22 protein-coding genes are annotated in these 22,440 nt (G+C 61.9%); 11 read left to right on the top strand and 11 right to left on the bottom strand.

Features of this window, described 5'->3' with window-relative positions; translation table 11 throughout:
• Positions 1 to 4: 4 nt before the first annotated feature.
• The 8 genes from K7R21_RS01245 to xseA all read right to left on the bottom strand — a co-directional run bounded on the left by K7R21_RS01245 (position 5) and on the right by xseA (position 8,273).
• Positions 5 to 454 carry a CBS domain-containing protein gene (locus K7R21_RS01245; protein WP_224981433.1) on the bottom strand — a complete coding sequence of 150 codons (450 nt, stop codon included), beginning with the start codon at positions 452 to 454 and terminating at the stop codon, positions 5 to 7.
• A gap of 2 nt (positions 455 to 456) precedes the next feature.
• Entirely contained in the window at positions 457 to 2,031 is a 1,575-nt protein-coding gene (locus tag K7R21_RS01240) for an NAD(P)H-hydrate dehydratase (protein WP_224981432.1), read from the bottom strand.
• A complete protein-coding gene (locus K7R21_RS01235) occupies positions 2,032 to 2,409 on the bottom strand; it encodes a holo-[acyl-carrier-protein] synthase (RefSeq protein WP_224981431.1) in 378 nt (125 codons plus the stop codon). It lies immediately after the preceding gene.
• A gap of 74 nt (positions 2,410 to 2,483) precedes the next feature.
• Positions 2,484 to 3,722: a peptidase MA family metallohydrolase gene (locus tag K7R21_RS01230; protein ID WP_224981430.1), complete on the bottom strand. Its 1,239-nt coding sequence runs from the start codon at positions 3,720 to 3,722 to the stop codon at positions 2,484 to 2,486.
• Positions 3,715 to 5,652 carry a 1-deoxy-D-xylulose-5-phosphate synthase gene (gene dxs, locus K7R21_RS01225; RefSeq protein WP_224981428.1) on the bottom strand — a complete coding sequence of 646 codons (1,938 nt, stop codon included), beginning with the start codon at positions 5,650 to 5,652 and terminating at the stop codon, positions 3,715 to 3,717. The genes K7R21_RS01230 and dxs overlap by 8 nt, the downstream gene beginning before the upstream one ends.
• Positions 5,653 to 6,537 carry a polyprenyl synthetase family protein gene (locus K7R21_RS01220; RefSeq protein ID WP_224981427.1) on the bottom strand — a complete coding sequence of 295 codons (885 nt, stop codon included), beginning with the start codon at positions 6,535 to 6,537 and terminating at the stop codon, positions 5,653 to 5,655. It abuts the gene before it with no gap.
• 55 nt (positions 6,538 to 6,592) lie between these two features.
• On the bottom strand, positions 6,593 to 6,820 hold the full coding sequence (locus tag K7R21_RS01215; protein WP_224981425.1) for an exodeoxyribonuclease VII small subunit: 228 nt from the start codon (positions 6,818 to 6,820) through the stop codon (positions 6,593 to 6,595).
• Between the two features lie 76 nt (positions 6,821 to 6,896).
• Positions 6,897 to 8,273 carry an exodeoxyribonuclease VII large subunit gene (xseA, locus tag K7R21_RS01210; protein ID WP_224981423.1) on the bottom strand — a complete coding sequence of 459 codons (1,377 nt, stop codon included), beginning with the start codon at positions 8,271 to 8,273 and terminating at the stop codon, positions 6,897 to 6,899.
• A gap of 268 nt (positions 8,274 to 8,541) precedes the next feature.
• Here xseA and K7R21_RS01205 point away from each other — a divergent pair, with 268 nt between their 5' ends.
• Positions 8,542 to 9,915, top strand: a complete 1,374-nt coding sequence (locus tag K7R21_RS01205; protein ID WP_224981421.1) for a ParA family protein — start codon at positions 8,542 to 8,544, stop codon at positions 9,913 to 9,915.
• Between the two features lie 111 nt (positions 9,916 to 10,026).
• On the opposite strand, the gene K7R21_RS01200 is transcribed toward K7R21_RS01205, so the two are convergent.
• Positions 10,027 to 10,980 (bottom strand): divergent polysaccharide deacetylase family protein, encoded by a 954-nt coding sequence (locus tag K7R21_RS01200; protein WP_224981420.1) that lies wholly within the window; start codon positions 10,978 to 10,980, stop codon positions 10,027 to 10,029.
• A gap of 225 nt (positions 10,981 to 11,205) precedes the next feature.
• Here K7R21_RS01200 and K7R21_RS01195 point away from each other — a divergent pair, with 225 nt between their 5' ends.
• The 4 genes from K7R21_RS01195 to K7R21_RS01180 all read left to right on the top strand — a co-directional run bounded on the left by K7R21_RS01195 (position 11,206) and on the right by K7R21_RS01180 (position 14,944).
• Entirely contained in the window at positions 11,206 to 11,619 is a 414-nt protein-coding gene (locus K7R21_RS01195; RefSeq protein WP_224981418.1) for a bacteriohemerythrin, read from the top strand.
• A 194-nt stretch (positions 11,620 to 11,813) separates the two neighbouring features.
• A complete protein-coding gene (gene ric / locus K7R21_RS01190; protein WP_224981416.1) occupies positions 11,814 to 12,545 on the top strand; it encodes an iron-sulfur cluster repair di-iron protein in 732 nt (243 codons plus the stop codon).
• A gap of 315 nt (positions 12,546 to 12,860) precedes the next feature.
• Positions 12,861 to 13,577 carry a c-type cytochrome gene (locus K7R21_RS01185; RefSeq protein ID WP_224981415.1) on the top strand — a complete coding sequence of 239 codons (717 nt, stop codon included), beginning with the start codon at positions 12,861 to 12,863 and terminating at the stop codon, positions 13,575 to 13,577.
• Positions 13,574 to 14,944: a cbb3-type cytochrome c oxidase subunit I gene (locus tag K7R21_RS01180; RefSeq protein WP_224981413.1), complete on the top strand. Its 1,371-nt coding sequence runs from the start codon at positions 13,574 to 13,576 to the stop codon at positions 14,942 to 14,944. Before K7R21_RS01185 ends, K7R21_RS01180 begins: the two co-directional genes overlap by 4 nt.
• A 120-nt stretch (positions 14,945 to 15,064) precedes the next feature.
• On the opposite strand, the gene hcp is transcribed toward K7R21_RS01180, so the two are convergent.
• Positions 15,065 to 16,714 (bottom strand): hydroxylamine reductase, encoded by a 1,650-nt coding sequence (hcp, locus tag K7R21_RS01175; RefSeq protein WP_224981411.1) that lies wholly within the window; start codon positions 16,712 to 16,714, stop codon positions 15,065 to 15,067.
• A gap of 167 nt (positions 16,715 to 16,881) precedes the next feature.
• On the opposite strand from hcp, the gene K7R21_RS01170 reads away from it, so the two are divergent.
• A complete protein-coding gene (locus tag K7R21_RS01170) occupies positions 16,882 to 17,049 on the top strand; it encodes a hypothetical protein (protein WP_199395145.1) in 168 nt (55 codons plus the stop codon).
• 5 nt (positions 17,050 to 17,054) lie between these two features.
• On the opposite strand, the gene K7R21_RS01165 is transcribed toward K7R21_RS01170, so the two are convergent.
• The gene (locus K7R21_RS01165; protein ID WP_224981409.1) at positions 17,055 to 17,711 is read right to left on the bottom strand and encodes a hypothetical protein; all 657 of its coding nucleotides are present in this window, start codon (positions 17,709 to 17,711) and stop codon (positions 17,055 to 17,057) included.
• Positions 17,712 to 18,270: 559 nt separating this feature from the next.
• Between K7R21_RS01165 and K7R21_RS01160 the strand changes: the two genes are divergently transcribed.
• Genes K7R21_RS01160 through K7R21_RS01140 form a run of 5 tightly spaced genes read left to right on the top strand, consistent with a single transcriptional unit; the run spans position 18,271 to position 22,432 of the window.
• Entirely contained in the window at positions 18,271 to 19,674 is a 1,404-nt protein-coding gene (locus tag K7R21_RS01160) for a cbb3-type cytochrome c oxidase subunit I (protein ID WP_224981408.1), read from the top strand.
• A gap of 12 nt (positions 19,675 to 19,686) precedes the next feature.
• On the top strand, positions 19,687 to 20,550 hold the full coding sequence (locus tag K7R21_RS01155; RefSeq protein WP_224981407.1) for a cbb3-type cytochrome c oxidase subunit II: 864 nt from the start codon (positions 19,687 to 19,689) through the stop codon (positions 20,548 to 20,550).
• A gap of 1 nt (position 20,551) precedes the next feature.
• Positions 20,552 to 20,737 (top strand): cbb3-type cytochrome c oxidase subunit 3, encoded by a 186-nt coding sequence (locus K7R21_RS01150; RefSeq protein WP_224981405.1) that lies wholly within the window; start codon positions 20,552 to 20,554, stop codon positions 20,735 to 20,737.
• The gene (locus K7R21_RS01145) at positions 20,721 to 21,212 is read left to right on the top strand and encodes a c-type cytochrome (protein WP_224981403.1); all 492 of its coding nucleotides are present in this window, start codon (positions 20,721 to 20,723) and stop codon (positions 21,210 to 21,212) included. Before K7R21_RS01150 ends, K7R21_RS01145 begins: the two co-directional genes overlap by 17 nt.
• Positions 21,209 to 22,432: a 4Fe-4S dicluster domain-containing protein gene (locus K7R21_RS01140; RefSeq protein WP_224981402.1), complete on the top strand. Its 1,224-nt coding sequence runs from the start codon at positions 21,209 to 21,211 to the stop codon at positions 22,430 to 22,432. The genes K7R21_RS01145 and K7R21_RS01140 overlap by 4 nt, the downstream gene beginning before the upstream one ends.
• Positions 22,433 to 22,440: the final 8 nt, after the last annotated feature.

The raw sequence follows: 22,440 nt of genomic DNA, 5'->3' as shown, positions 1-22,440 counted from the left end.
CCGCCTAGGCGATCATGGTGCGCACCATGTCGATGCGCCCGATGATGCCGACCACGCGGCGCCCCTCGACCACGGGCACGGCCTGGACCTTCTTCTCCGTCATGATCTCGGCAACGTCGGAGACCGGCGCATCCGGCCCCACGCTGGCCACCTCGGTAGAGTAGATATCGCCCACGGTCTGCCCGGTCATCTTCTGCAGCTCCTTCTCGAAGCGCTTGTCGCTCTCAAGGTAGATGACCCAGTCGAAGATGGAAATGACGGTCGGGATGTGCAGCGGCTTGTCCTGCTCGATCAGGTCGCTTTCCGAGACGATGCCGACCAGGAGCCCCTCGTCGTCCACCACGGGGACACTGGAGATGCGGCGCTCGGCGAAGAGCTTGGCGAGATCCCTGACGGTGGTGTCGCGGCGCACGGTGATGACGTCTGTGGTCATGATCTCTTTTGCTTTCATCATGGTCATTCTCCCTGTTGATGGTTCGTTGCGGTGGTTCGGGATGCGGCCAGGCTTGCCAGTGCCACGGGGAGCATCTCCTGCACGTCGGTGGCGCTCATCCCCTGGGTGCCGAGCCCCTCGACCAGGAAGTCGGCGGCGTGGCCGTGGACGAATGCGCCCAATTGGCAGGCGGCGAAAGGTTCATACCCCTGCCCCAGGAATGCGGCGACTACCCCTGTCAGGACATCGCCCATGCCGCCCGTGGCCATGCCCGGATTGCCACTGCCGTTGATGGCGATGCGCCCGTCCGGCGCGGCGATGATGCTGCGGGCGCCTTTGAGGATCAGGTAGACGCGGTACTTGGTGGCGAAGGCGCGGGCGCAGCCGATGCGGTCCGCCTCCACCTCCGGCACCGAGCATCCCACTAGGCGTGCCATCTCCCCCGGATGCGGGGTGAGCACAGTGATGCGGTCCGTCCTCGCCAGCAGCAGCTCGGTCTTCAGTGCCACGGCGTTCAAGCCGTCGGCGTCCAGCACCAGCGGCGTATCGAGCGCGGCAAGGAGCGAATGCACAAGGTATAGGGTAGAGGGGGCGGTGCCGATGCCCGGACCCAGCGCGACCACGTCGCGGACCGCCGCAGCGGCAAGAATCTCGGCGAGGGACCCAGCCCTCAGGTGCCCGGCCCGCTCCGGTCCAACCGGGATGGTCATGGCCTCGGTGGTCTTTTGTTCCAGTACCGGGTTCAGCGCGGCCGGCACGGCCAGGGTCACCAGCCCCGCCCCGGTGCGCTGCGCACTGTTGGCCGCCATGGCAGCGGCGCCCGTTTTGCCCGTGCTGCCGGCGACGATGAGGCAATGCCCGCCGCTTCCCTTGTGGGCGGTGGCGCTGCGGGGACGGAACAGGGCGGCCGCGCAGGCGGCATCGACGTACTCTGCTCCCTCGGACTCGGCGACCACGACGTCGGGCATGCCGATGTCAGCCACCACCAGCCGGCCACACAACTCCGCACCGGGATAAAGGACGTTGCCCAACTTGGCCAGCGCGAAGGTGACGGTGATGTCGGCGCGTACCGCGCGCCCCAGCACCTTACCGGAAGCGGCATCGACGCCGGAGGGGATGTCGACGGAAATCACGGGGACCCCGGCCGCGTTGATAAAATCTATGGCCTCGCCGTAGACCCCGGTGACCTCGCTGTTCATGCCGGTGCCAAGCAGGGCGTCCACGATGACCGTGGCATTTTTCAGCAACTCCTGTTCGCCGGCGATCCCCCACGGCACGCTCTTCACCGTCGAGGCGGGCAGGCGCGCCAAGTTGGCGGCAGCGTCCCCGGTCACCGCCTCGGGCGCCGCCAAAAGCAGCACCGGCGCCTCCCAGCCACACTCCGCCAGGAGCCGGGCGATCACGAAACCGTCGCCGCCGTTGTTTCCCTTGCCCGCCACGATGACGGCACGCCTCGCCTCACCCTCACCGAAGGCCTCTTCGATGACGTCAGCGCAGCCGCGCCCGGCATGCTCCATGAGTTCCAGTCCCGGCACGCCGAACTCGCCGATGGCCCGACGATCCATAAGCTGCATGACTTGTCCGCTGACAACCTTCATCTAGCGCTCCAATACCACCATGGCCACGGCGCACCCAGCATCGTGCGAAAGCGACAGGAAACAGGAGCAGAGTCTCGCCTCCCGGAACAGCTGCTCGGCCCGTCCTCCCAATCTCAGTGACGGCTTGCCCAGGGAATCGTTGACGACTTCCATGTCTTGCCAGGAAAGCCCGTCGCGCAGCCCAGTGCCAAGGGCCTTCAGGAACGCTTCTTTGGCACCGAAACGCAGGGCGTAGTGCTGGGCGGCAAGTTTCTTCGCCGAACAGTAAGCTATCTCGTTCTGCGTGAAGATACGCTGAAACAGCGCGTCGTTGCCCTGCTTCAGGAACTTCTCGAAGCGTGCAATCTCCACTATGTCAACACCGGTACCGTAAATCAACAGAACTCCCTTTTGTTGCCTTGTCGCCGCCCCGAGGAACAGCCATACAGGCTACCTGACTGATACTATACCACTCACTGCGAGCCGCCGCCCGCCCCTGCTGCCGGCAGTGACTCACGCCACTCACGCATCACCCCGTTTAGATCCAGCGCATAATCAGCCAGCGCCTTCGACACGGCCGTGTTCATGTCGGCATGCTGCCCCAGGTACTTCAGGATCTCTTGCACAGAGTACCACCCGTAGCGCTGCACCATGAAACTGGTCATGGCAAAGCTCTGCTGATACGCCATCCACGCCTTGGAGCCTCCCATGCCGCTGAAGCCACCGGACAGGTCCGCCAGCGGCAACAGGTGCTTTTCCTGGGATGCGTCCAACTGCGGGAGCTTGGGGGCGAACAGCTTGCGCCCCTCGATCTCGGCTAGCCCTTCATTGAACCAGGTGGGGACATTGCCGTGGGTGAGCTCCGCCACCAGGACGTGGGTGAACTCGTGGGAGATGATGCCCCGCAACTGCGGCGTCAGCTCGGTAAGCCCACCCACCGGGAGCCGGATCTTGCCGTCGTAGAGCCCGCCAGACCAGTCCGGGCCGGCGGTCACGCTGCGGTAATCCTTCTTGGTGTAAAGAAGCACCGGGATGCGCGTTGAGGGAAACACGCCGAGGTCGGAGCCGACCATATTGTAGGCGCTCTCCAGGGCATCCAACACCTGCGTGGAGAGACCGGGGGGAAGCTCGGCGTCGAAGCTGAGGTCGAACATCGAGCTGTATCCCTTGTCCATCCGGGATTCCACCGGCAGCTCGCGCTCTGCCTTCTCGATCAGGCCGACGAGGACCTTGCTGGCGGGATCCAGCTCCTTGGCGCGGCGCCAGAAGTCAAGAGCGCCGGGAAGGTCGCCGGTGTCGTAGCTGATCTTGCCGAGGTAGACCAGTGGCTCGCTCCCCTCACCCGACTGGAGCAGTTCATCCCGTGCGGTGTAGTAATCCTTGTTGAGGTACAAGGCGATGCCGCGCATCAGGGCCAGCTCTTTGCTCTCGGGTATCAGTTCGTGGGCCTGCCGAAAGTTTTCCGCCGCCTGCGCGTAACGACCGCCCTGCAGGTCGCGCTTGGCAAGTTCGATGTAGGTGAAGGCGAGTTGGTGCTTGAGCTCCTGATCGTAGGGTAAGCGCGACGTGGCTGCCTTGAGCTCATCGAGCGCCTGGGCGAAGTCCCCCTTGGTGATCAGTTGCTGGGCCTTGGAGCCATAGGTGAGAGGGTCGGCGGCAAGTGCGGTGCCTGCGCAGAAAACCAGGGCGAGCAGCAGCGCTCGATCAAGCATGCGGCTGGTCCGGGACGGCCGGATGATCAGAGCGTTGCACCGGCGCAACGGGGCGACGTCCCTGGCACGCCTCGCGAACCGAACGGGCGATACCGGCGGCGTCGAGGCCGTAGGCGGCCTTGAGGTCGGCCTGTTCCCCCTGCTCCACGAAAGCGTCCGGATAGCCCAGGCGGATCACCCGCACCCCGGTCACCTCGTGCTCTTCGAGCAGTTCCAGGATGGCGGTACCGAAGCCCCCCTGGACCACGTTATCTTCCACCGTAACGAGGAGACCGGTCCGGGCCAGGTCCAGGATCAGGTCTGCATCGAGCGGCTTGACGAAGCGCGCGTTCATGACGCCGACCTCGATTCCCTCGGCGGCGAGGGCAGCTGCGGCCTCGCGGGCAGGCTCGACCATGGTGCCCAGCGCGAGGATGGCGCCGTGTTTTCCCTCCTTCAAGCGCTCCCCTTTGCCGATAGGAAGCGGCGTGAGGATCTGGTCCATCGGAACACCCAGGCCGTTGCCACGCGGGTAGCGCAGTGCTGCCGGTCCGTCCAGGGAGAAAGCGGTGAGCAACATGTGCTGCAGCTCGTTCTCGTCCTTGGGGGCCATGATGGTGAGCCCGGGGATGGCGCGCAGGTAAGAGAGGTCGAAAACGCCGTGGTGGGTGGGGCCGTCGCTGCCGACCACACCGGCGCGGTCGATGGCAAACACCACCGGGAGATCCTGCAGGCAGACGTCATGGCAGAGCTGGTCGAAGCCGCGCTGGAGAAACGAGGAGTACAGGGCGACCACCGGTTTGAACCCTTGAGCGGCAAGACCGGCGGCGAAGGTGACCGCGTGCTGTTCCGCGATGCCGACGTCGAAGAAGCGCTCGGGGAATTCCTTGGCAAACGGGGTGAGGCCGGTGCCGTCGGGCATGGCGGCGGTGATGGCGACGATGCGCTCGTCCTCCTGGGCCAGGCGCTTGATGGTCTGGCCGAAGACGCCGGTGTAGGACGCCGCGCCCCCCTTACCCTTGTTCACCTTACCCGTTTTGACGTCAAAGGGGCCGACTCCGTGGAACAGCGACGGGTTGGCCTCGGCAGGGGGATATCCCTTCCCCTTCCTGGTCAGTACGTGAATCAGCACCGCGTCGTCGAAACGCTTCACGGCCTCCATCGTCTCCAGAAGTTTCGGGATATCGTGGCCGTCGATGGGGCCGATGTACTCAAAACCGAAGGCCTCGAACAGCATGCCGGGGGTAAACAGGGTCTTCAGCGACTCCTCCGCCCGCTTGGCTATCTTCAGCACCGACCTGCCGAACATGGGGAGCCCCTCCAGGAAGGCCTCCAGGTCCTTCTTGGCGCGGTGCACGTACTCGCTGGTAATAGTGCGGGAGAGGAGATTGGAGAGGGCGCCGACGTTCTCGGAGATGGACATCTCGTTGTCGTTCAGGATCACCACCAGGTCCTTGTTCAGCTCACCGGCGTGGTTCAACCCCTCGAAGGCCAGGCCGCCGGTCATGGCGCCGTCGCCGATCACCGTTAGCACCTTGTTGTGTCCCTGCTTCAGGTCGCGCGCCACGGCGAAGCCGACGCCGGCGGAGATGGAGGTGGAGGAGTGCCCGACGTCGAAGCAGTCGTGCGGCGACTCGGCGCGCTTGGGGAAGCCGCTGATGCCGCCCCGGGTGCGCAGCGTGCCGAAACGCTCCTTCCTGCCGGTCAACAGCTTGTGGGCGTAGGCCTGGTGCCCCACGTCCCAGACGATCTTGTCCTTGGGGGAATCAAAGACCCGGTGCAGCGCGATGGTTAGTTCCACCACGCCGAGGCTCGGCGCCACGTGGCCGCCGTTGGCGGCGCAGGTCTCGATGATGCGCACGCGCAGTTCTTCGGCGAGCGTCTCCAGCTCGCGCAACGAGAGTGCCTTCAGTTGGCTCGGGTCGGTGATGCCGTCAAGGATGCTGGGCATTTACGATTTCCTTTTCACGATGTACGACGCGATGGCGCGCAGCGGCTCCGCCCGCTCGTCGAATGTGGCGAGTGCGTCCAGCGCTATCTCTACCAGTTCGTGGGCGCGGGCCTTGGACGCTTCCAGTCCCATCAGCGCCGGATAGGTCGCCTTGCCGCGGGCCTGATCACTGCCGGCGTCCTTGCCCAGTTCCTCCGTGGTCCCCTCGACATCGAGGATGTCGTCGGCGATCTGGAAGGCGAGACCGATGGCGTCGGCGTAGCGGGTGAGCGACTTGAACTGTTCCTCGGTCGCCGCTCCCAGGATGGCGCCGCAGCGGACCGAGGCGCGGATCAGCGCGCCGGTCTTGTGGGTGTGGATGTAGGAGAGCGTGGCGAGGTCGACGTCGTGGCGCCCTTCGCTTTCCATGTCGACTACCTGGCCGCCCACCATGCCGCGCGAGCCGGAGGCGACGGCGATCTCCTGGATCACCCTGAGCCGTGCCGCGGGATCCCCGCCGGTGCCGTTGGAGAGCAGGATAAAGGCCTCGGTCAAAAGGGCGTCGCCGGCCAGGATGGCAGTGGCCTCCCCATAGACTTTATGGTTGGTGGGGTTGCCCCTGCGGAAGTCATCGTTGTCCATGGCTGGAAGGTCGTCATGGATCAGCGAGTAGGTGTGGATCATCTCCATGGCGCAGGCCGCCGGCATCACGGCATCCGCGGAGCCGCCCACCGCCTCGCTGGCCGCCAGCATCAGCACCGGCCGGACCCTTTTGCCACCGGCGAAAACGGAGTAGCGCATGGCGCTATGGAGGGATGCCGGCAGCTCATTGGCATCGGGAAGGTAGCGCTCCAGCGCCTGGTCGACCAGCTGGCATTTCTGCTTCAGGTATTCCTTAAGATCCATGTGATGGTCTCGCTTTCGGTGTAGTGGTATGGAAGATCTGCCCCGGACGCGGGTGCTACTCCTCCTCGTCGAAGGGCCTTGTGGTGAGGCTGCCGTCGCGCTGCTTGACGAGCAGTTCGACCCGTCGCTCGGCCTCGTTGAGCTTCTTGGAGCAGAAGGCGGAATACTTCACCCCCTCCTCGAAGGCCTTCAGGGAATCCTCAAGCGAGAGCTCTCCCCCTTCCAGCTTCTTCACGACGTCCTCGAGCTTTTTCAGTGCGGTCTCGAACTTCTCAACGGCCATGCCAACCTCGTGTCCGGGTGCTGCCGCGACGGATTAGAAGCGCCGCCGCGTTTAATTATTAAAAAGTGATCGCCTATTATACCGATCGCTCTGGTGCCGTCAAGGATTCACTCTGCCCGGCGGCTCCCTCCACGGTGCAAAGGGCATAACCGGCGGCAAGCGAGAGTTCCAGCCGGTCGCCGGGGGCGATCTGGCGGAACGAGGTGACCACGGAACGGCCGGGGAGCTTGCGGGCGATGCTGTAGCCGCGGGACAGGGTGGCGAGCGGAGAAACCGCGTTGAGGGTGCCGGTGGCGAGGCCGACACTCTCTGCGGCGCAGGCCAGGCGCCGGGTCATGGCGTGGTCCAGGCGCAGCGACAGCGTCGAGAGCCGTTCCGCGTTGCGCTGCAGGGTGAGTGCGGGGCTCTGCCGGGCCAGGCGCGCCGACAGGGTAACGATACGCTCCGAAGCGTCGTCGAGGATGAGCCCCGCCTCCCGCACCAGGCGGGCGTCGAGCGAGTCGACCCGCTGCGCCAGGTGGCCGAGGATGCGGCTCGGGTCGGTGATGGCCCGGCTCAGCGCCGTCACCAGGGCGCGCGAGCGCTCCAGCCGGCGCAACTGCGCGACCTGGAGCCGGTGGCTCAAGGCCTCAACCGTCGCGGTCAGTTCCTGCTTACTTTGCACCACCAGTTCAGCCGCGGCCGACGGCGTGGCGGCACGCAGGTCGGCGACGAAATCGGCGATGGTAAAGTCGATCTCGTGCCCCACCGCCGAGATAACCGGAACGGTGGATTTATGAATGGCGCGTGCCACCACCTCTTCGTTGAAGGCCCACAGGTCCTCCAGCGATCCGCCACCGCGTCCGACGATCATGACGTCTACGTTGCCGGCGCGGTTCAGGTCGGCGATGGCGGCTGCGATCTCCTGGGCCGCCCCCTCCCCTTGCACCCGGACCGGCGCGATTAATAGTTCCACGTTGGCGAAGCGGCGCGAGAGCACGGTGAGGATGTCGCGGATGGCGGCGCCGGTGGGCGAGGTAACCACGCCAATTTTGCGGGGGAGTTTCGGGATCTCGCGCTTGTGCAGCTCCGAGAAGAGCCCCTCCTTGGCGAGGCGCTCCTTCAACTGGATGAAGGCAAGTTGAAGCCCGCCGATCCCCTGCGGTTCCATGGCGTCGACGGAGAGCTGGTATTCGCCGCGCGGCTCGAACAGGGTCATGCGGGCGCGCAGCAGCACGCGCATACCGTCGCGGGGGGTGAACTTGAGGGTACGGAAGGCGCCGCGGAACATGACGCAGCGGATCTGGGCGCCGGGGTCCTTGAGGGTGAAGTAGCAGTGTCCCGACTGCGGGCAGGCGAGGTTGGAGATTTCCCCCTCAACCCAGACCTGATCGAAGTTCTCCTCCAAGAGGCCGCGCACCAGCGCCGTCAATGCGCTCACCGTCAGGACACGGCGTTCTTTGAAAAGTTGCACGTTACCTCCTTCTTGGATCACCACGCCGAAGAACTCCTCCCCTTGGAGGGGGGAGGTTGGGAGGGGTCTCCCGGAGGGCGAGGGTAAAAACTCAGCTGCGACAGGGTGAAACGGCCAGCGGTGCCCCAGCAATTTTCTATCACGCCACGCTCGCCACTGTCAAACGGCTTGACCGTCCGGATGGGAACTGGCTCCAAAGGTGCCTGTCCCCTTGCCTTGTCCCTTTCCCCTCAAACCGTCTTGACCGTCCGACCGTGTCGATGTTAGTATGCGCGCCATGAAAAATTACCCTTATGTAATAACTGTTTCCTCGGAAAAGGGGGGCGTCGGCAAGACGACCCTGGCCACTAACCTCGCCATCTTCCTCAAGGCCCTGGACGAAAATCTGCCGGTGTCGATCTTCTCCTTCGACAACCACTTCACCATCGACAAGATGTTCTCGATCAAGGGGCAGAAACTGAACGGGACCGTGGCCGACCTCCTGCTGGAGACCCGCGGGCGTGACCTGTTGCACACCGGGCAGTACGGGGTCAACTACATCCCCTCCTCCACCACCCTTCCGGAACTACGTGGCTCGCTCAAGGGACCGATGGTGTTGGCCCGGCTTTTGGCAATGTCCGAGATCCCGGGGATACTGATCGTCGACACCCGCCCGGACCTCGACGTCATGACCCAAAACGCGCTCTACGCCGCGGACCGGGTGCTGGTCCCCATCAAGGACATGGCCAGCATGGATAACTGCCGCAACATCTTCGAGCTGTTCGACAAGCGGGGGCTGGACCGAAAGAGCCTGTCGCTGATCCCCTGCCTCATCGACGAGAGGATCAAGTTCGAAGGGATGTTCAAGGACCAGAAGACGCTGCTGAAGGCCTTCGCCATCAACCGCGGCTTCCGCTGCTCCGATACATTCATCTCCAAGAGCCCCAAAGTGGAGAGCCTCAACACCAACCCCGAAGGGAAGATCTACCCGGTCCTCACCCACGGGCGCGGCACCGACGTCTACGGCCAGTTCGCGGCGCTGGGGCAGACCTGCCTCAACGAGTTCTACGAGACCGAAGAACCGCGCGCCATGCTCTATGACAAGTGGCAGCACGAGGAGAACAAGAGGAAGAAAGAGGAATACTTCGGCAGGCTGTCCGGGCTGAAGAGCCAGTGCCTGGTGTGCGGCAAGGAGTTGAGCCAGGAATCGCAGGTTTCCTACTACTGCGAGAGCTCCGACGGTGCCGCCAGCGGCTACATGGAGGCCGACTGCTTCACCGGCTTCCTGGTCTCGACCATCTTCAAGATCGAGCGCCAGCTGCCGCCGGACGACCCTACCAGGCAGATGATCCACCAGACCGCGCTGGAGTCGGTGTTCGTGCTGAACCCCGGTGTCGGGAACGAGGCGGGGAGCATTGACTTCCACCGTTTCGACCTGAGCGGAAGCGAGTTGTTGAAGAAGAAGTACCCGCTGGCCCGCGCCCCACAGCGCGACGGCTTCTCCGGAATCATGTCCGAAACCCTGTCCGGCTACGAAGGCGGATTGCGCGACGCCTTCCTGATGGTTCACCCCGTGAACGGCGACAACCCCGCCTCCATCCTGGTGGACGACAAGTACCGGGAAGTAGCAAAGCTCAAGAAGAAGATCGCTGCGCAGCTATAAAAAAGGGGGCTGGCTCCGTCAGGTGCCAGTCCCCCTTTCTCTTCAACCATAAATAAAAGGGGACAGGCTCCGCAGGTGCCGGTCCCCTTTTCGCTTGTACGTAGCAACGTTCTAGTTGATCAACTCCGACACGTGCACAAAGGTGATGCCGCTTTTGGCCAGTTCGGGCATATAGAGCTTCAGGGCTCGCATGGTTGCAGGGTGGGGATGACAGATTGCTATCGCCGCGCCCCTTTTTCTTGCTATGGCAGCGGCCTGCGTCAACTGCTTGCCGATAGCGCTTTCGTCCTGCACGTTGTCCAGAAACACCTGGCGCGCCGCACACTTCATCCCCAGCGCCTTCGCCTCCCGGTACCCGACCGAGGCCGGCGAGGTCTTGCTGTCCACGAAGAAAAGTCCCTTCTCCTTCAATATCTGCAGCACCACCTTCATCTTGGCCGCGTCCTGGGTGAAGCGCGACCCCATGTGGTTGTTGGCGCCGACCGCATGGGGCACCGTCGCGAAATAGCTCCGGATTCGGCTCGCTATCTCGGCGTCGTCCATGGCGACCAGCACCCCGATCGACTCCATCTTCTGCTTGGGATACCCCTCCGGCTCCATAGGCATGTGCACCATGACCTGGGCGCCAGCCGTGTGCGCCCCTTCGGCCACCTGTTTCGCGTGGGCGAGACTCGGGATGACCGAGTAGGTGAGCGGCTGCCCGATCGACTGCAGCGTCTTCAACTCCTGCATGCTGGTACCCATGTCGTCGATGATGATGGCGAGGCGACCGGGGCCGGTGGCCTTGGGGAGTGCGGCCGGATGCGGTTTTGCGGCCGGCGCCTGGGCGGTGGAAACCTGCTGCTGCACCGGGGCCTGCCGTACTGGCATCGGCTGATGCTTGTCCGGGCCGGGTGCGGTCTTGGGCGGAGGTTGGGGCGGCGGAGTAGGTTTTTTAAAGTGCTCCAGGAGAAAGAACGCTGCCGCGATCAGTACCGCGACGATCAGAAGTGCCATGAGCGGCTTGCGTCCACCACCGCCGGGAGCAGGCTTACGCCTGTTTACCGCCTTGCCTTTTCTTGCCAAAACTACCTCCACCGGGACGTGTAACAACAGGGCATTGCCCGCGCCGTCCTTCAGACATAACTGCCGGCACGTGCACGCCGGCATGTTTTAATGTGAGATAGCATGATGCGCTGCGACATTGCAAATATTTTGCAAAAGGGAAGAGGCACCGACCAACATTAAAGAGATTGATTAAGGCAAACAGAGGATGTATAAAAAAACGTCAACTGTCTCAGGAGGATGAAAATGCTGGTCCAGTGGAGAGACGATCTCAGCATCGGGATGCTGGAGATCGACGTTCAACACAAGCTGCTTTTCGACAAGTTCAACGCCTTCGTCAACGCCTACCAGTCCAACCAGGACCAGGACGAGATCATGCGCATGTTCTGGTTCCTGGAAGCATACGCCGTCACGCACTTCAAGGAAGAGGAGAAGCTGATGCAGCAGGTCCGCTACCCTGACTACGTGGCGCACCGCGAAAAGCACCTTGCCTTCATCGACCAGATCAACCAACTCAAAGAGCGCCTGAAGGTCGAGGGGCTTAGCCAAAACGTGGTCAACTCCATGACCAACTTCATCACCAGTTGGCTCATCGACCACATCTCCACCATGGACCGTGCCATCGGCCGCTTCGTCAACAATTCGTCGGCCTCCCCCTGACCTGTCCCCATCCTCTTTGGGCGTGAGCGCGGGGCACCGGCGTTCATGTCCCCAACCCGCACTACCTCTCACTTTTTGATCTGGATCATACTCTAAAGCGCCAATAGTGTTACCATGGGCTCAAAGGGGACAAAAAGGCCCCGCAACGTCTGACCGGCCGTTCTTTCGACAAGAGCCGCCAAGGGAGCGACACCATGGAAAAATCAACTCCGGAACCAGCTGAAAAAACCAACATGGAAACCGTAGGCTCGGTGGTTGCGAGAGATTTTCGCACCGCTCAAGTCTTTGAGAAATACGGCATCGACTTCTGCTGCGGCGGTAACTTGCCGCTGGCCCAGGCCTGCCGCGAAAGAGGGATTGACCTCGCGGTACTCGTGTGCGACCTGGAAGAAACATCGGCCCATCCACTAGAGCGCAGCCAGAATTACGACGCATGGGAACTTCCGTTCCTGGCCGACTACATCGTCAACGCGCACCACGGCTACCTCAAGGAGAGCGTCCCGACCATCACCGCCTACACCAACAAGATCGCACAGGTGCACGGCCCCAACCACCCCGAGGTGGTGCAGATCGCCCAGATCTTCGAGAAGATGGCGACCGACCTGATGCAGCACCTGAAAAGCGAGGAGGAACAACTCTTCCCAGCCATCAGGAAGCTGATCGAATTGAGGAAGGAAGGCGGGGCGCCAAACCCCGAGGAGATCAAGAAACTGAAGGCCGTCCTTGCGGAACTGGGGCATGAGCATGACGAAGTCGGCGCCGCGGTGCACGAGATTCGCCGTCTGTCCAAGAACTACGCCGTCCCCGCCGACGCCTGCAACACCTTCATGGTCACCTATCAGAAACTGGAAGAGTTCGAGGACGACCTGCACAAGCACGTTCACCTGGAGAACAACATCCTGTTCCCTAAAGCAGCCAAGCTCTAGCACAACTTAAACAAGGGGTCCACGAATGACTGTCATAGTCGCAATCTTCGCTTTTTCCTGGCTGGCCCTTGCGGCAGTTTCGCTCTGCCCACTGAGACAGCGCAAAGATGATTAAGGCGCCGCAACCAGCCTCACATTAACTTCTCCCCCTAAACCGCCTCCACCGCACAAGGCCCCGAGACCGGATGATAACAATCCTTTCGGGGCCTTATTTATTCCTCCATGTTGACATCCCCCCTCCTCAGGGTATCCTTCCTGCTGTCAATCATTAGATTTATCTAACCACAATGACCAACCACGGCAAAGGAGGGCGGTATGACCGGAAAAACAGCCCGGCTGATCTTCTGGGTGGGAACCCTCACCTCGGCAGCGATTTTCCTCTGGCAAACCTATGACTTCCACATGCAGACCCCCAAGTTCACCCACACCGACAAGCTCACCGCGGAAGTAGTGGCCGGCAAGAAGGTCTGGCACAAGTACAACTGCAATGACTGCCACACCATCCTCGGCTTCGGCGGCTACTACGCGCCGGACATGACCAAGGCCTTCTACCGGCTCGGAGAGAACAACATCGCCTCCATCGTTCAGCACCCCGACGTCATGTACAAAAACTCGTTCCGGAAGATGCCCCAACTGGGGGTGAACGAGACCGAGGCCAGGCAGCTGGTCAGCTTCCTGCGCTGGGTAGGCGACATCGAAAACCGGCACTGGCCCCCGCAGGACGAGAAGTTCGTACAAGCTTACAAGCTGCGCGAGACCCAGCCGCAGAAACTGGACAAGGTGCACCTAGTGCTTCAGGCGTGCGGCGGCTGCCACACCTTCGAAAACCAGGGACGCAACGTGGGCGGCGATCTCACCACCATTGCCAATCGGATTACCTACGATCGCCAGACCCTGATCAACTACATGATCAATCCTCAGTCGGTGCGCCCCGGCGTGACCATGCCGCCGCAGGACGTGAGCCCGCAGACGGCAGCCATAATCGCGGACTTCATCCTGAGCCTTAAGTCCACCAAGGAGGTGAGCAAATGATGCTGATCGAATACCAAAGCCAGCGGGTTTCGCTGTGGTACTTCCGTCTCGCCCTGGTGCTTTTCATACAGCAGGTGATCATGGGGTTGTGGCTCTCCATCAACTACGCCTTCACGCTGCCGCAGGACCTGGTCAACGTCTTCCCCTTCTCCACAGCCCGCGAGATCCACACTAACGTGCTGGTGGCCTGGATGCTTTTGGGATTCATGGGAGGCACCTACTACATCCTCCCCCCCGAGTGCGGCCGTGAACTCTACAGCCCGAAGATCGCCTATGCGCAGCTCATCATCTTCGTCGCCGCCGCCGTCACCGCGGTGATCGGCTTCCTGTTCGGTTGGACCCGCGGCAAGCCGCTCTTGGAGATCCCCTTCCCCCTGAACGGACTGATCGTGGTCGCGGCTCTCCTCTTCATTGCCAACGTCGCCATGACCATCATCCAGTCCAAGCAGAAGTCGGCCCTACAGTGGATGCTGCTTGGCGGCGTCACCTTCCTGGCCGTCATGTACCTCTTCGGCATGCCCTTTTACAAGAACCTGAACACGGACTACTACTATTGGTGGTGGGTGATCCATCTCTGGGTGGAGGGGGCCTGGGAGGTGGTAACAGCGTCCATCGTCGCCTACATCATCATGAGGGTGACCGGGGTGGACCGCAAGGTGGTGGAGAAATGGCTCTACGTTGAAACGGGGTTGTTCCTCTTCACCGGCATCGTCGGTACCGGCCATCACTACTACTGGATCGGCGCTCCCGATTACTGGATCTGGTGGGGCGGCATCTTCAGCGCCCTGGAACCGCTTCCCATCGTGCTCATGGTAGTGGACACCTGGATGCACGTGCGCGAGCGCAAAAACCCCATCGTGAACCCGCTCACCTGGTACTACATCATCGGTCTCGCCATCTACCACCTGGTCGGCGCAGGGCTCTGGGGCTTCATGCACACGCTGCCGCCGATCAACTACTACACTCACGGCAGCCAGGTCACCGTCTCGCACGGGCACCTCGCCTTCTTCGGCGCCTATGCCCTGTTGAACCTGACCATCTTCTACTTCGCCATGCCGCGCCTGAAGGGAATCAACAAGTACCAGGACCGCCTGGGCAAGTGGGGCTTCTGGATCACCACCATCGGCATGTTCATACTGGGGCTCGTCTTCGGCATCGCCGGGATCCTGCAGACCTACCTGGAGCGTTTTCTGGACATCGGTTACAGCACCGCGCACCTCACCATGATGTTCTGGTTCCGGGTCGCCTTCGGCGTCGGTCTCGTTTTCCTCGCGGGCGTGGTCATCACCGTGTACCACCTCTTTACCATCAAGCCGTCCAGCATCCCCGCACCCGAACCCGTGGTGACGCCCGCCTCCAACATCTGACGCAGGCACAAAAAAGGCGCCAGGTCTGCCCAGACCTGGCGCTAAAGGAGCTACATCTGCTCTGGTGCTGCGTGCGGCTAAGGGGGCCGGTCCCTTTTGGGACCGCCCCCTCCCTTCTGTTTATTGCCCGAGGCTCGCCTTCAGGTCCGCATCCACTGTCCCTATCTGGCCAATGTTGAAGTTGTCGACCAGGAACTGCAAAACGTTGGGCGACAGGTACGCCGGAAGCGCCGGACCAAGCTTGATGTTCTTAACACCGAGGTACAGCAGCGACAGCAGGATGACGTGCGCCTTCTGCTCGTACCAGGAAAGGATGAAGGAGAGCGGCAGGTCGTTGAGGCCGCAGTTGAAGGCGCCGGCGAGCGCAGAAGCGATCTGCACCGCGGAGTAGGCGTCGTTGCACTGCCCGACGTCCAGAAGACGCGGGATGCCGCCGATGTCGCCGAACTCGAGCTTGTTAAAACGGTACTTGCCGCAGGCAAGGGTCAGGATGACGCAGTCCTTGGGTACCTTCTCGGCAAACTCGGTGTAGTAGTTACGGCCGCTCTTCGCGCCGTCGCAGCCGCCGATCAGAAAGAAGTGCTTCACCGCCCCCGCCTTGACCGCCTCGATTACCTTGTCGGCCACCCCCAGTACCGCGTTGTGACCGAAACCGGTCAGGATCTCCTGGCCAGGGGCGTCGGGGAGGTCCGGGCACTCAAGGGCCTTGTTGATCACCTCGTCGAACTTCCACCCAGTCAGGTGCTTGGCGCCGGGCCACCCCACTTCACCCCAGGTGAAGAGACGGTCTTTATAGCTGTCGGCCGGGCGCTGGATGCAGTTGGTGTTGAAGATGATGGCGCCCGGGAAGTTCGGGAATTCCTTGGCCTGGTCCTGCCACGCCCCCCCGAAGTTGCCGTAGAGGTGCGAGTACTTCTTGAGGCCGGGGTAGCCGTGGGCCGGGAGCATCTCGCCGTGGGTGTAGATGTCGATCCCCTTCCCTTCGGTCTGCTTCAAGAGCTCCTCGAGCATGCGCAGGTCGTGGCCGGAAACAAGGATGCCCTTGTTCTTGCGAGTGCCGAGCTGGACCTTGGTCGGGACCGGGTGCCCGTAGTGCTCCACATGCCCGGTGTTCAGCATCTCCATTACCTTGATGTTCAGCTTGCCGCACTCCATGGCGATGCCCACTAAATCCATGAGCCCCTTGCTGCCGTCGGTGGTGGCGGCGAGCGCTTTGTGGAAGAAGGCAAACACCTCCTCGTCGGTCTTGCCCAGGATGATGGCGTGTTCCGCGTAGGCGGCCATTCCCTTCAGACCGTAGATGATGATCTCGATGGCGGAAAGGATATCGGGGTCGCTGTGCTGGCTCTTCACGCCCTGCGCCTGCCCCTGTGCCACGAGCCCTTCCAGGTTGTCGGCGATCACCCACGCTGCCGGGCCGTCGGCGATGGCGGGAGCCGCCGCGCCGTTCTTCTCGCGGTAGGCGGTCTCGTACATCGCCTTCACCTGCTCCTTCAGGTCATAGCATTTCCTCAACTTGCCAGCCAACTGCACCGGATCGAAATCTACGTTGGTGACGGTGGTAAAAAGCCCCTCGATGAGGAACATATCAGCGACCGTGTTGCGCACGTCCAGTTCCCTTGCCTTGTCAGCGTAAATAGCCAGCCCCTTCAGACCGTACATCATCAGGTCCAGAAGCGCCGCAACCTCGGGATTCTTCCCGCACACACCCACTACCTCGCACCCGGTTCCCTTGGCGGCCTGCTCACATTGACGGCAAAACATCGACATATCGACTCCCCCTTTTCTATTGAACTCACTAGGAAATTTCGAAAACTGTTTTACTATATCTGGAAAGATTTCCATTTCAACAATGGTGCAGCCAAAAATTGAATTAAATCAGATTAATACGCCATTAAGACAGAGACGCCGATCTCAATGACACGGGAGTGATCGATATGGGCAAGGACAACAAGACGCTATGCAAGTGGGACAAGGACGAGATAAAGGATAACCTGAAGGAGCTTAAAAAGATCGTCGCTGAGCCACGTTACGTCTGCAAGAAATGCGGACGCGCGGCGAAGAAAGAGGAGCACCTCTGCAAACCGGAGCCTCTGGACAAGTAGCAGAACTAGGCGCCCTGGGATTCGCCGGGGGCAGGGCTTTCGTTGAGCCATTTCATCATCATGCCGCTCACCGGATTACGCCTGCGGAACTCGTTGCGCACGTAGTCCATGAGCTTGTTCAACAGGTCCTCGAACTGCCCCCATTCTTTTTTCAAATCGTCGAGGGCATGAACGTTTTGAGGCTCCCGCTGCACCCGGCGCAGTAGTTCCTCGAGACGTTCCTGCCCGGTTTTCTGCTGGGTGAGCAGATCCTTCACCGTCCTGGTGAATTCCTCGGAGAAAAAGAGCCCCTGTTTCTGGAAGGTCTCCATGAAGTGTTCGCCGGTTCCCCTGATGGTCCTCAGTTGTTTCTCCGCCTGGGCACGCTCACCTTCCCCGATTGAGCCCAGAAACTCCCTCCCCAACCGCAACTGGTCGATCAGGGTCGCGTAGAGCCGCGCCAGCGCGTCGGACTTGTTTTCCTGCTGGACGATCTGCTCGCACAGCCCTTCCCGGAACAGCTTCAGGGCCCGCTCCGTCTCGCCCCGCATGCGCCCCCTGAAATCCTGGCAGCTCTGCTGGGTCACCTGCCTGATGAAAAAGTTGACCGCCCAGAAAGTGGCCCCGAGCCAGATAACCAGCAGGGTCGCTCCCGCCGCGCAGTAGTAGATCACTTCACTCATATGACTCCTCCGGGCCCAAGCACCCACTTTGTAGGGGTGCAGGCACGACGAACAAGGATAACGAGACCCGCTTCTGTCAAAGCGAGGCGTCCTGATACTGTGCGTATCGGCATCTGTGGCGGTTTCTGCAGGCAAAAGAGGGGGATAAGGTATGAACAGAAGCAAAGCCCCCCTGTCCCCCCTTTCGCAAAGAGGGGGACGTCAGTTCGGGTGCAGCGGTTGTGGTCATCATTCTCCACGGTCAAAGGGAGGACGCTGGTTCACGTGCGACTGGTCGAGGGCAACATACCCATACGGTTCAACAGAATTCAGGACGACCAAAATGAAGGCGTATACAGGGGGTGCGCTTGCTAAACGCCGATTACAACTTAAACTAACACTTTGTTATTGCAGGATCATTGGACGTTACTCTGGCTCAACGCTCCATCCACCAGACAAAATCCTGATACTTCCAACATTTATGACATAAGCTCTCGGCGATTAAACGACGGGTGTCGGCTCAACAGACCCATCGTTCACATGTTGCCTGTATTGATCCATTCATTTCCAGGAGGACGGCATGAACCAACAGGAAGGGTACGCTGACGACATCGTCAAAGGGTTTGTGATCTGGAGCATGGTATGGGGACTGGTGGCCGTTCTGGTCGGCGTCTTCATCTCGTTCCAAATCGCCTTCCCACAGCTCAACTTCCCCCCTTACCTCACCTACGGCCGCCTGCGCCCGATCCACACCAACGCCGGCATCTTCGGCTGGGGCATCGGCAGCTTCATGGCCTTCTTCATCTACATCACCCAGCGCCTGACGCGAACGAGCCTGTGGAGTCCCGGACTCGCCAAGGTCCAGCTCTGGCTCTTCAACGTGGTCATAGCGCTCGCCGCGGTGACGCTGGCTATGGGGATGAACCGCTCCAAGGAATACGCCGAGCTGGAATGGCCGGTGGCGAGCCTGGTTGTCGTGCTCTGGGTCATCTTCGCGGTCAACATCATCATGACCATCGTGAAGCGGCGCGAGGAGCAGATGTACATCTCGCTCTGGTACATCCTGGCCACGCTGGTCGGGGTCGCGGTGCTCTACCTGGTCAATAACGCCTCCATTCCGGTCTCGCTCACCAAGTCCTACTCCGCCTACGCTGGCGCCAACGACGCCAACGTGCAGTGGTGGTACGGGCATAACGCAGTGGCCATGGTGCTCACCACGCCGCCTCTGGCCATCTTCTACTACTTCCTGCCCAAGGCAACCGGGGTCCCCATCTACAGCCATCGCATGGGGGTGATCGCCTTCTGGAGCCTCATCTTCATGTACCTCTGGACCGGCGCGCACCACCTCTTGTGGACGCCGGTACCGGACTGGGTGCAGACACTCGCCATGGCCTTCTCCGTGATGTTGATTGCCCCCTCCTGGGCCGCCGTCTTCAACGGCTACTTCTCCATGAACGGCCAGTGGCACCAGATGCGCGAGAACTACCTGGTCAAGTTCCTGATCTTCGGCATCACCTTCTACGGGATGCAGACGCTGCAGGGGCCGTCCCAGGCGGTCCGCACCTTCTCCGCCTTCATCCACTACACCGACTGGGTGCCGGGACACGTGCACATGGGGACGCTCGGCTGGGTCTCGCTAGTGCTCTTCGCCGCCATCTACTACACCATCCCCAGGATCTACCACACCGAGATCTACAGCGTAGGCCTTGCCAACGTGCATTTCTGGCTGGTGCTCACCGGTCAGCTCATCTTCTCAATCACCATGTGGATCGCGGGGGTGCAGCAGGCGGCGATGCTCAACGCCACCAACCCCGACGGCAGCCTGCACTACAGCTTCATCGAGACCATGGTGGAGCTCTACCCCTACTGGCACATGCGGGCCCTGGGTGGCGTGATCTACCTCGCCGGGCTTCTCGTCTTCCTCTACAACATCTACCAGACCATCGCCGGTGCCAAGACCCAGGCCGTGGCGCAAAGAGCCTAGGGAGGAGACGCCATGATCGAGAAGAAACCCATCATATTCCTGCTCCTTGCCACCGCCACCATCCTGGTCGGCACCATCATCACCATGGTGCTCCCGTTCCGGTGGATCAACGATCCGAAGCTCGCCATCGCCTCGGTGAAGCCCTACACTCCGCTGCAACTGGAAGGGCGCGACATTTACATCCGCGAGGGGTGCAACAACTGTCATACCCAGACGGTGCGTCCGCTCCTCTCCGACACCGAGCGCTACGGCGAGTACTCAAAGAGCGGCGAGTTCGTCTACGACCAGCCCTTCCTGTGGGGCTCGCGCAGAAACGGCCCGGACCTGGCCCGCATCGGCGGCAAGTACCCGGACGCCTGGCACGTGAAGCACATGAAGGACCCGCGCTCCATGGTGCCGCGTTCCAACATGCCCGCCTACGACTTCTTGAACCGGCCGCTCGACACGAGCCTCTCGGAGAAGAAGATGAAGGCGCTCAAGTTCCCCTATTCCCCGGCCGACATCCAGGCACTGCAGGGCAAGACCGAGATGGACGCCATCATCGCCTACATGCAGAAGGTAGGCAACGACATCCCCTGGAGAAAGACCGGCAAGGCGGAGGTGCTGGGCGAGTTGAAGAACCCGTTCCAGGACAACATGAGCGTGCTCCCCGAGGGGCAGAAGCTCTACGCCGAGCACTGCGCCCAGTGCCACGGCATAGAACTGAAGGGCGAGGTAGGGCCGGACCTGCGCGATATGGACCAGCCCGATTCCAAGGTGTTCGCCACGGTCTACAGCGGCATCGCCGCAGGCGGCATGCCGGCCTTCGGCGACACGCTGGGCAAGGAACGGACCTGGAAGGTGGTCACCTACCTGAAGTCCGTGCACAAGCACTGACATGGACAGTGCCAGCATCTACTACCTGGGGGTGACCCTTATCCTGTTCCTGGTTTTCGCCGCCATCGTGGCGCGCACCTACAGCCGCAAGTACCGGGAAAAGGGGGAAGCACCCAAGTTCCGCATGATGGACGACGACAAACCGAGCGACGAGAACAAAGGAGGACGCGATGTCCGACGAAAATAAAGAGTACGACGGCATCAGGTACCGGGCGGAAAAAAGCTCCCCGCTGGTGTTCAGGATCCTGTACTTCGGACTGTGGGCCTGGGGGATTATCTTCATGGCCTACTACCTGTTCAGCGGCTGGACTTCCTACGGCGAGTTCGCCGAGATCAAGAAGGCCAAGGAGGCGCGCCTCGCCGTTCAGCAGGAGAAGGGAACCGCCAGCCAGGCAGTCCCGGCCAACAAGGAAATCAAGAGCACCAACCTTGCCGCCGAAGGGAAGAAGGAGTTCGCCGAGAAGTGCGCGGCCTGCCACGGCGCCGACGGCAAGGGGGGCATCGGCCCCAACCTGACCGCCAAGCAGTACAAGTTCGGCAAGACCGCGCCCGAGGTGACCACGAGCATCAGTGACGGGCGCCCAGGCGGCATGCCCGGCTTCAAGAACGAGCTCTCCGGTGACAAGATCCAGGGGCTGGTACAGTACGTCCTTTCGCTTTGAGTGATGTACCGCTGAAAACCGGCCGCATCGCCCCGTGGCGCAGCGGCGTGCAGTGGTTGTCGACCCTGCTCATCCTGGGGCTCCCCTTTATCCGTCCCGGCGGGGAATCGCTGCTGCGCCTGGACGCGGGGACCAGGACGCTGCTTTTCTTCGGCGCCAAGCTGCGCATCGAGGAGTTCTACCTCTTCCTCATCGTGGTGCTGATCCTGGTCTTCGCCTTCTTGTTCGTGACCATGCTCTTTGGCAGGGTCTGGTGCGGCTGGCTCTGCCCCCAGACCACGCTGGGCGACCTAGCCGACTGGATCGAGCGCCGCACCAAGAGCCTACCCACGCCGCTGCGCGCCGCGCTCAGGCAGTCGTGCTTCCTGGCCCTCTCGGCTTTGGTGGGGGCCAACCTGGTCTGGTACTTCATCGCGCCGCCGGAGTTCTTCGCGAGGTTGGCCGCGGGGCAGCTGGGAGCGGTGGCGGGGATTACGCTGGCGGTGACGGCGCTGGTGGTCTACCTCGACCTCGCCTTCGTGCGGCGCCGGTTCTGCAAGAGCGTCTGCCCCTACGGGCGCATCCAGCTGATGACCATGGAACGCGGCACCCTCACCCTGGAGTTCGATCCCGAACTCAAAGGGGTCTGCCTGCGCTGCGGTGCCTGCGTCAGGGCCTGTCCCACGGGGATCGACATCCGGGAGGGGCTGCAGATCGAGTGCATCAACTGCGGCCGCTGCCTGGACGCCTGCCGAGACGTGTTCGCCAAGCGCGGCACCGGCGGGCTGATCCACTACACCTTCGGGCCGGTTGGCGCCGACGGCTCGCGGCCGGTGAACAAAAAAGCGCTCCTTTTAGGGGGCGTGCTCCTGCTGCTGGTGGGGCTGCTGATCGTCGGGGTGACCACGCGCCGGGAGGCGACCCTCAAGGTGCAGCGCGCCGAAAGCGGCGAGGTGAAGCGGCTCCCGGACGGGTCGCTGGTCAACTTTTACTCCGCCTACCTGGAGAACCGCGGTGGTGCGGCCCGGGTCTTTTCCCTGGAGACCGCGCCGCTGGCGGGATACCGCTTGGAGCTGATCGGCCCGGTGCGGGAGATAACGCTGGCGGCGAATGCCAACAGGAAGATCGGCTTCGCCCTGAAGCTCAGCTCGGCACCGCCGCCGGGGACACAGGTGGAGTTAAGGCTGGTAACAGGGGGGAAGGCGGTGGCGGCGAGCCCACTGCCGGTAGCGCTGCAATGAGAATGGTC

The organism is Geomonas agri (assembly GCF_020179605.1).
GTDB classification, from domain to species: Bacteria; Desulfobacterota; Desulfuromonadia; order Geobacterales; family Geobacteraceae; genus Geomonas; species Geomonas agri.
This window is presented reverse-complemented; position numbering and strand designations above follow the sequence as displayed.

What these genes read in the sequence shown, in the direction of transcription:
- K7R21_RS01245 (WP_224981433.1), bottom strand. Translation starts at nt 454, where the DNA reads ATGATGAAAGCAAAAGAGATCATGACCACAGACGTCATCACCGTGCGC.
- K7R21_RS01240 (WP_224981432.1), bottom strand. Translation starts at nt 2,031, where the DNA reads ATGAAGGTTGTCAGCGGACAAGTCATGCAGCTTATGGATCGTCGGGCC.
- K7R21_RS01230 (WP_224981430.1), bottom strand. Translation starts at nt 3,722, where the DNA reads ATGCTTGATCGAGCGCTGCTGCTCGCCCTGGTTTTCTGCGCAGGCACC.
- dxs (WP_224981428.1), bottom strand. Translation starts at nt 5,652, where the DNA reads ATGCCCAGCATCCTTGACGGCATCACCGACCCGAGCCAACTGAAGGCA.
- K7R21_RS01220 (WP_224981427.1), bottom strand. Translation starts at nt 6,537, where the DNA reads ATGGATCTTAAGGAATACCTGAAGCAGAAATGCCAGCTGGTCGACCAG.
- K7R21_RS01215 (WP_224981425.1), bottom strand. Translation starts at nt 6,820, where the DNA reads ATGGCCGTTGAGAAGTTCGAGACCGCACTGAAAAAGCTCGAGGACGTC.
- K7R21_RS01205 (WP_224981421.1), top strand. Translation starts at nt 8,542, where the DNA reads ATGCGCGCCATGAAAAATTACCCTTATGTAATAACTGTTTCCTCGGAA.
- K7R21_RS01195 (WP_224981418.1), top strand. Translation starts at nt 11,206, where the DNA reads ATGCTGGTCCAGTGGAGAGACGATCTCAGCATCGGGATGCTGGAGATC.
- ric (WP_224981416.1), top strand. Translation starts at nt 11,814, where the DNA reads ATGGAAAAATCAACTCCGGAACCAGCTGAAAAAACCAACATGGAAACC.
- K7R21_RS01185 (WP_224981415.1), top strand. Translation starts at nt 12,861, where the DNA reads ATGACCGGAAAAACAGCCCGGCTGATCTTCTGGGTGGGAACCCTCACC.
- K7R21_RS01180 (WP_224981413.1), top strand. Translation starts at nt 13,574, where the DNA reads ATGATGCTGATCGAATACCAAAGCCAGCGGGTTTCGCTGTGGTACTTC.
- hcp (WP_224981411.1), bottom strand. Translation starts at nt 16,714, where the DNA reads ATGTCGATGTTTTGCCGTCAATGTGAGCAGGCCGCCAAGGGAACCGGG.
- K7R21_RS01170 (WP_199395145.1), top strand. Translation starts at nt 16,882, where the DNA reads ATGGGCAAGGACAACAAGACGCTATGCAAGTGGGACAAGGACGAGATA.
- K7R21_RS01165 (WP_224981409.1), bottom strand. Translation starts at nt 17,711, where the DNA reads ATGAGTGAAGTGATCTACTACTGCGCGGCGGGAGCGACCCTGCTGGTT.
- K7R21_RS01160 (WP_224981408.1), top strand. Translation starts at nt 18,271, where the DNA reads ATGAACCAACAGGAAGGGTACGCTGACGACATCGTCAAAGGGTTTGTG.
- K7R21_RS01155 (WP_224981407.1), top strand. Translation starts at nt 19,687, where the DNA reads ATGATCGAGAAGAAACCCATCATATTCCTGCTCCTTGCCACCGCCACC.
- K7R21_RS01150 (WP_224981405.1), top strand. Translation starts at nt 20,552, where the DNA reads ATGGACAGTGCCAGCATCTACTACCTGGGGGTGACCCTTATCCTGTTC.
- K7R21_RS01145 (WP_224981403.1), top strand. Translation starts at nt 20,721, where the DNA reads ATGTCCGACGAAAATAAAGAGTACGACGGCATCAGGTACCGGGCGGAA.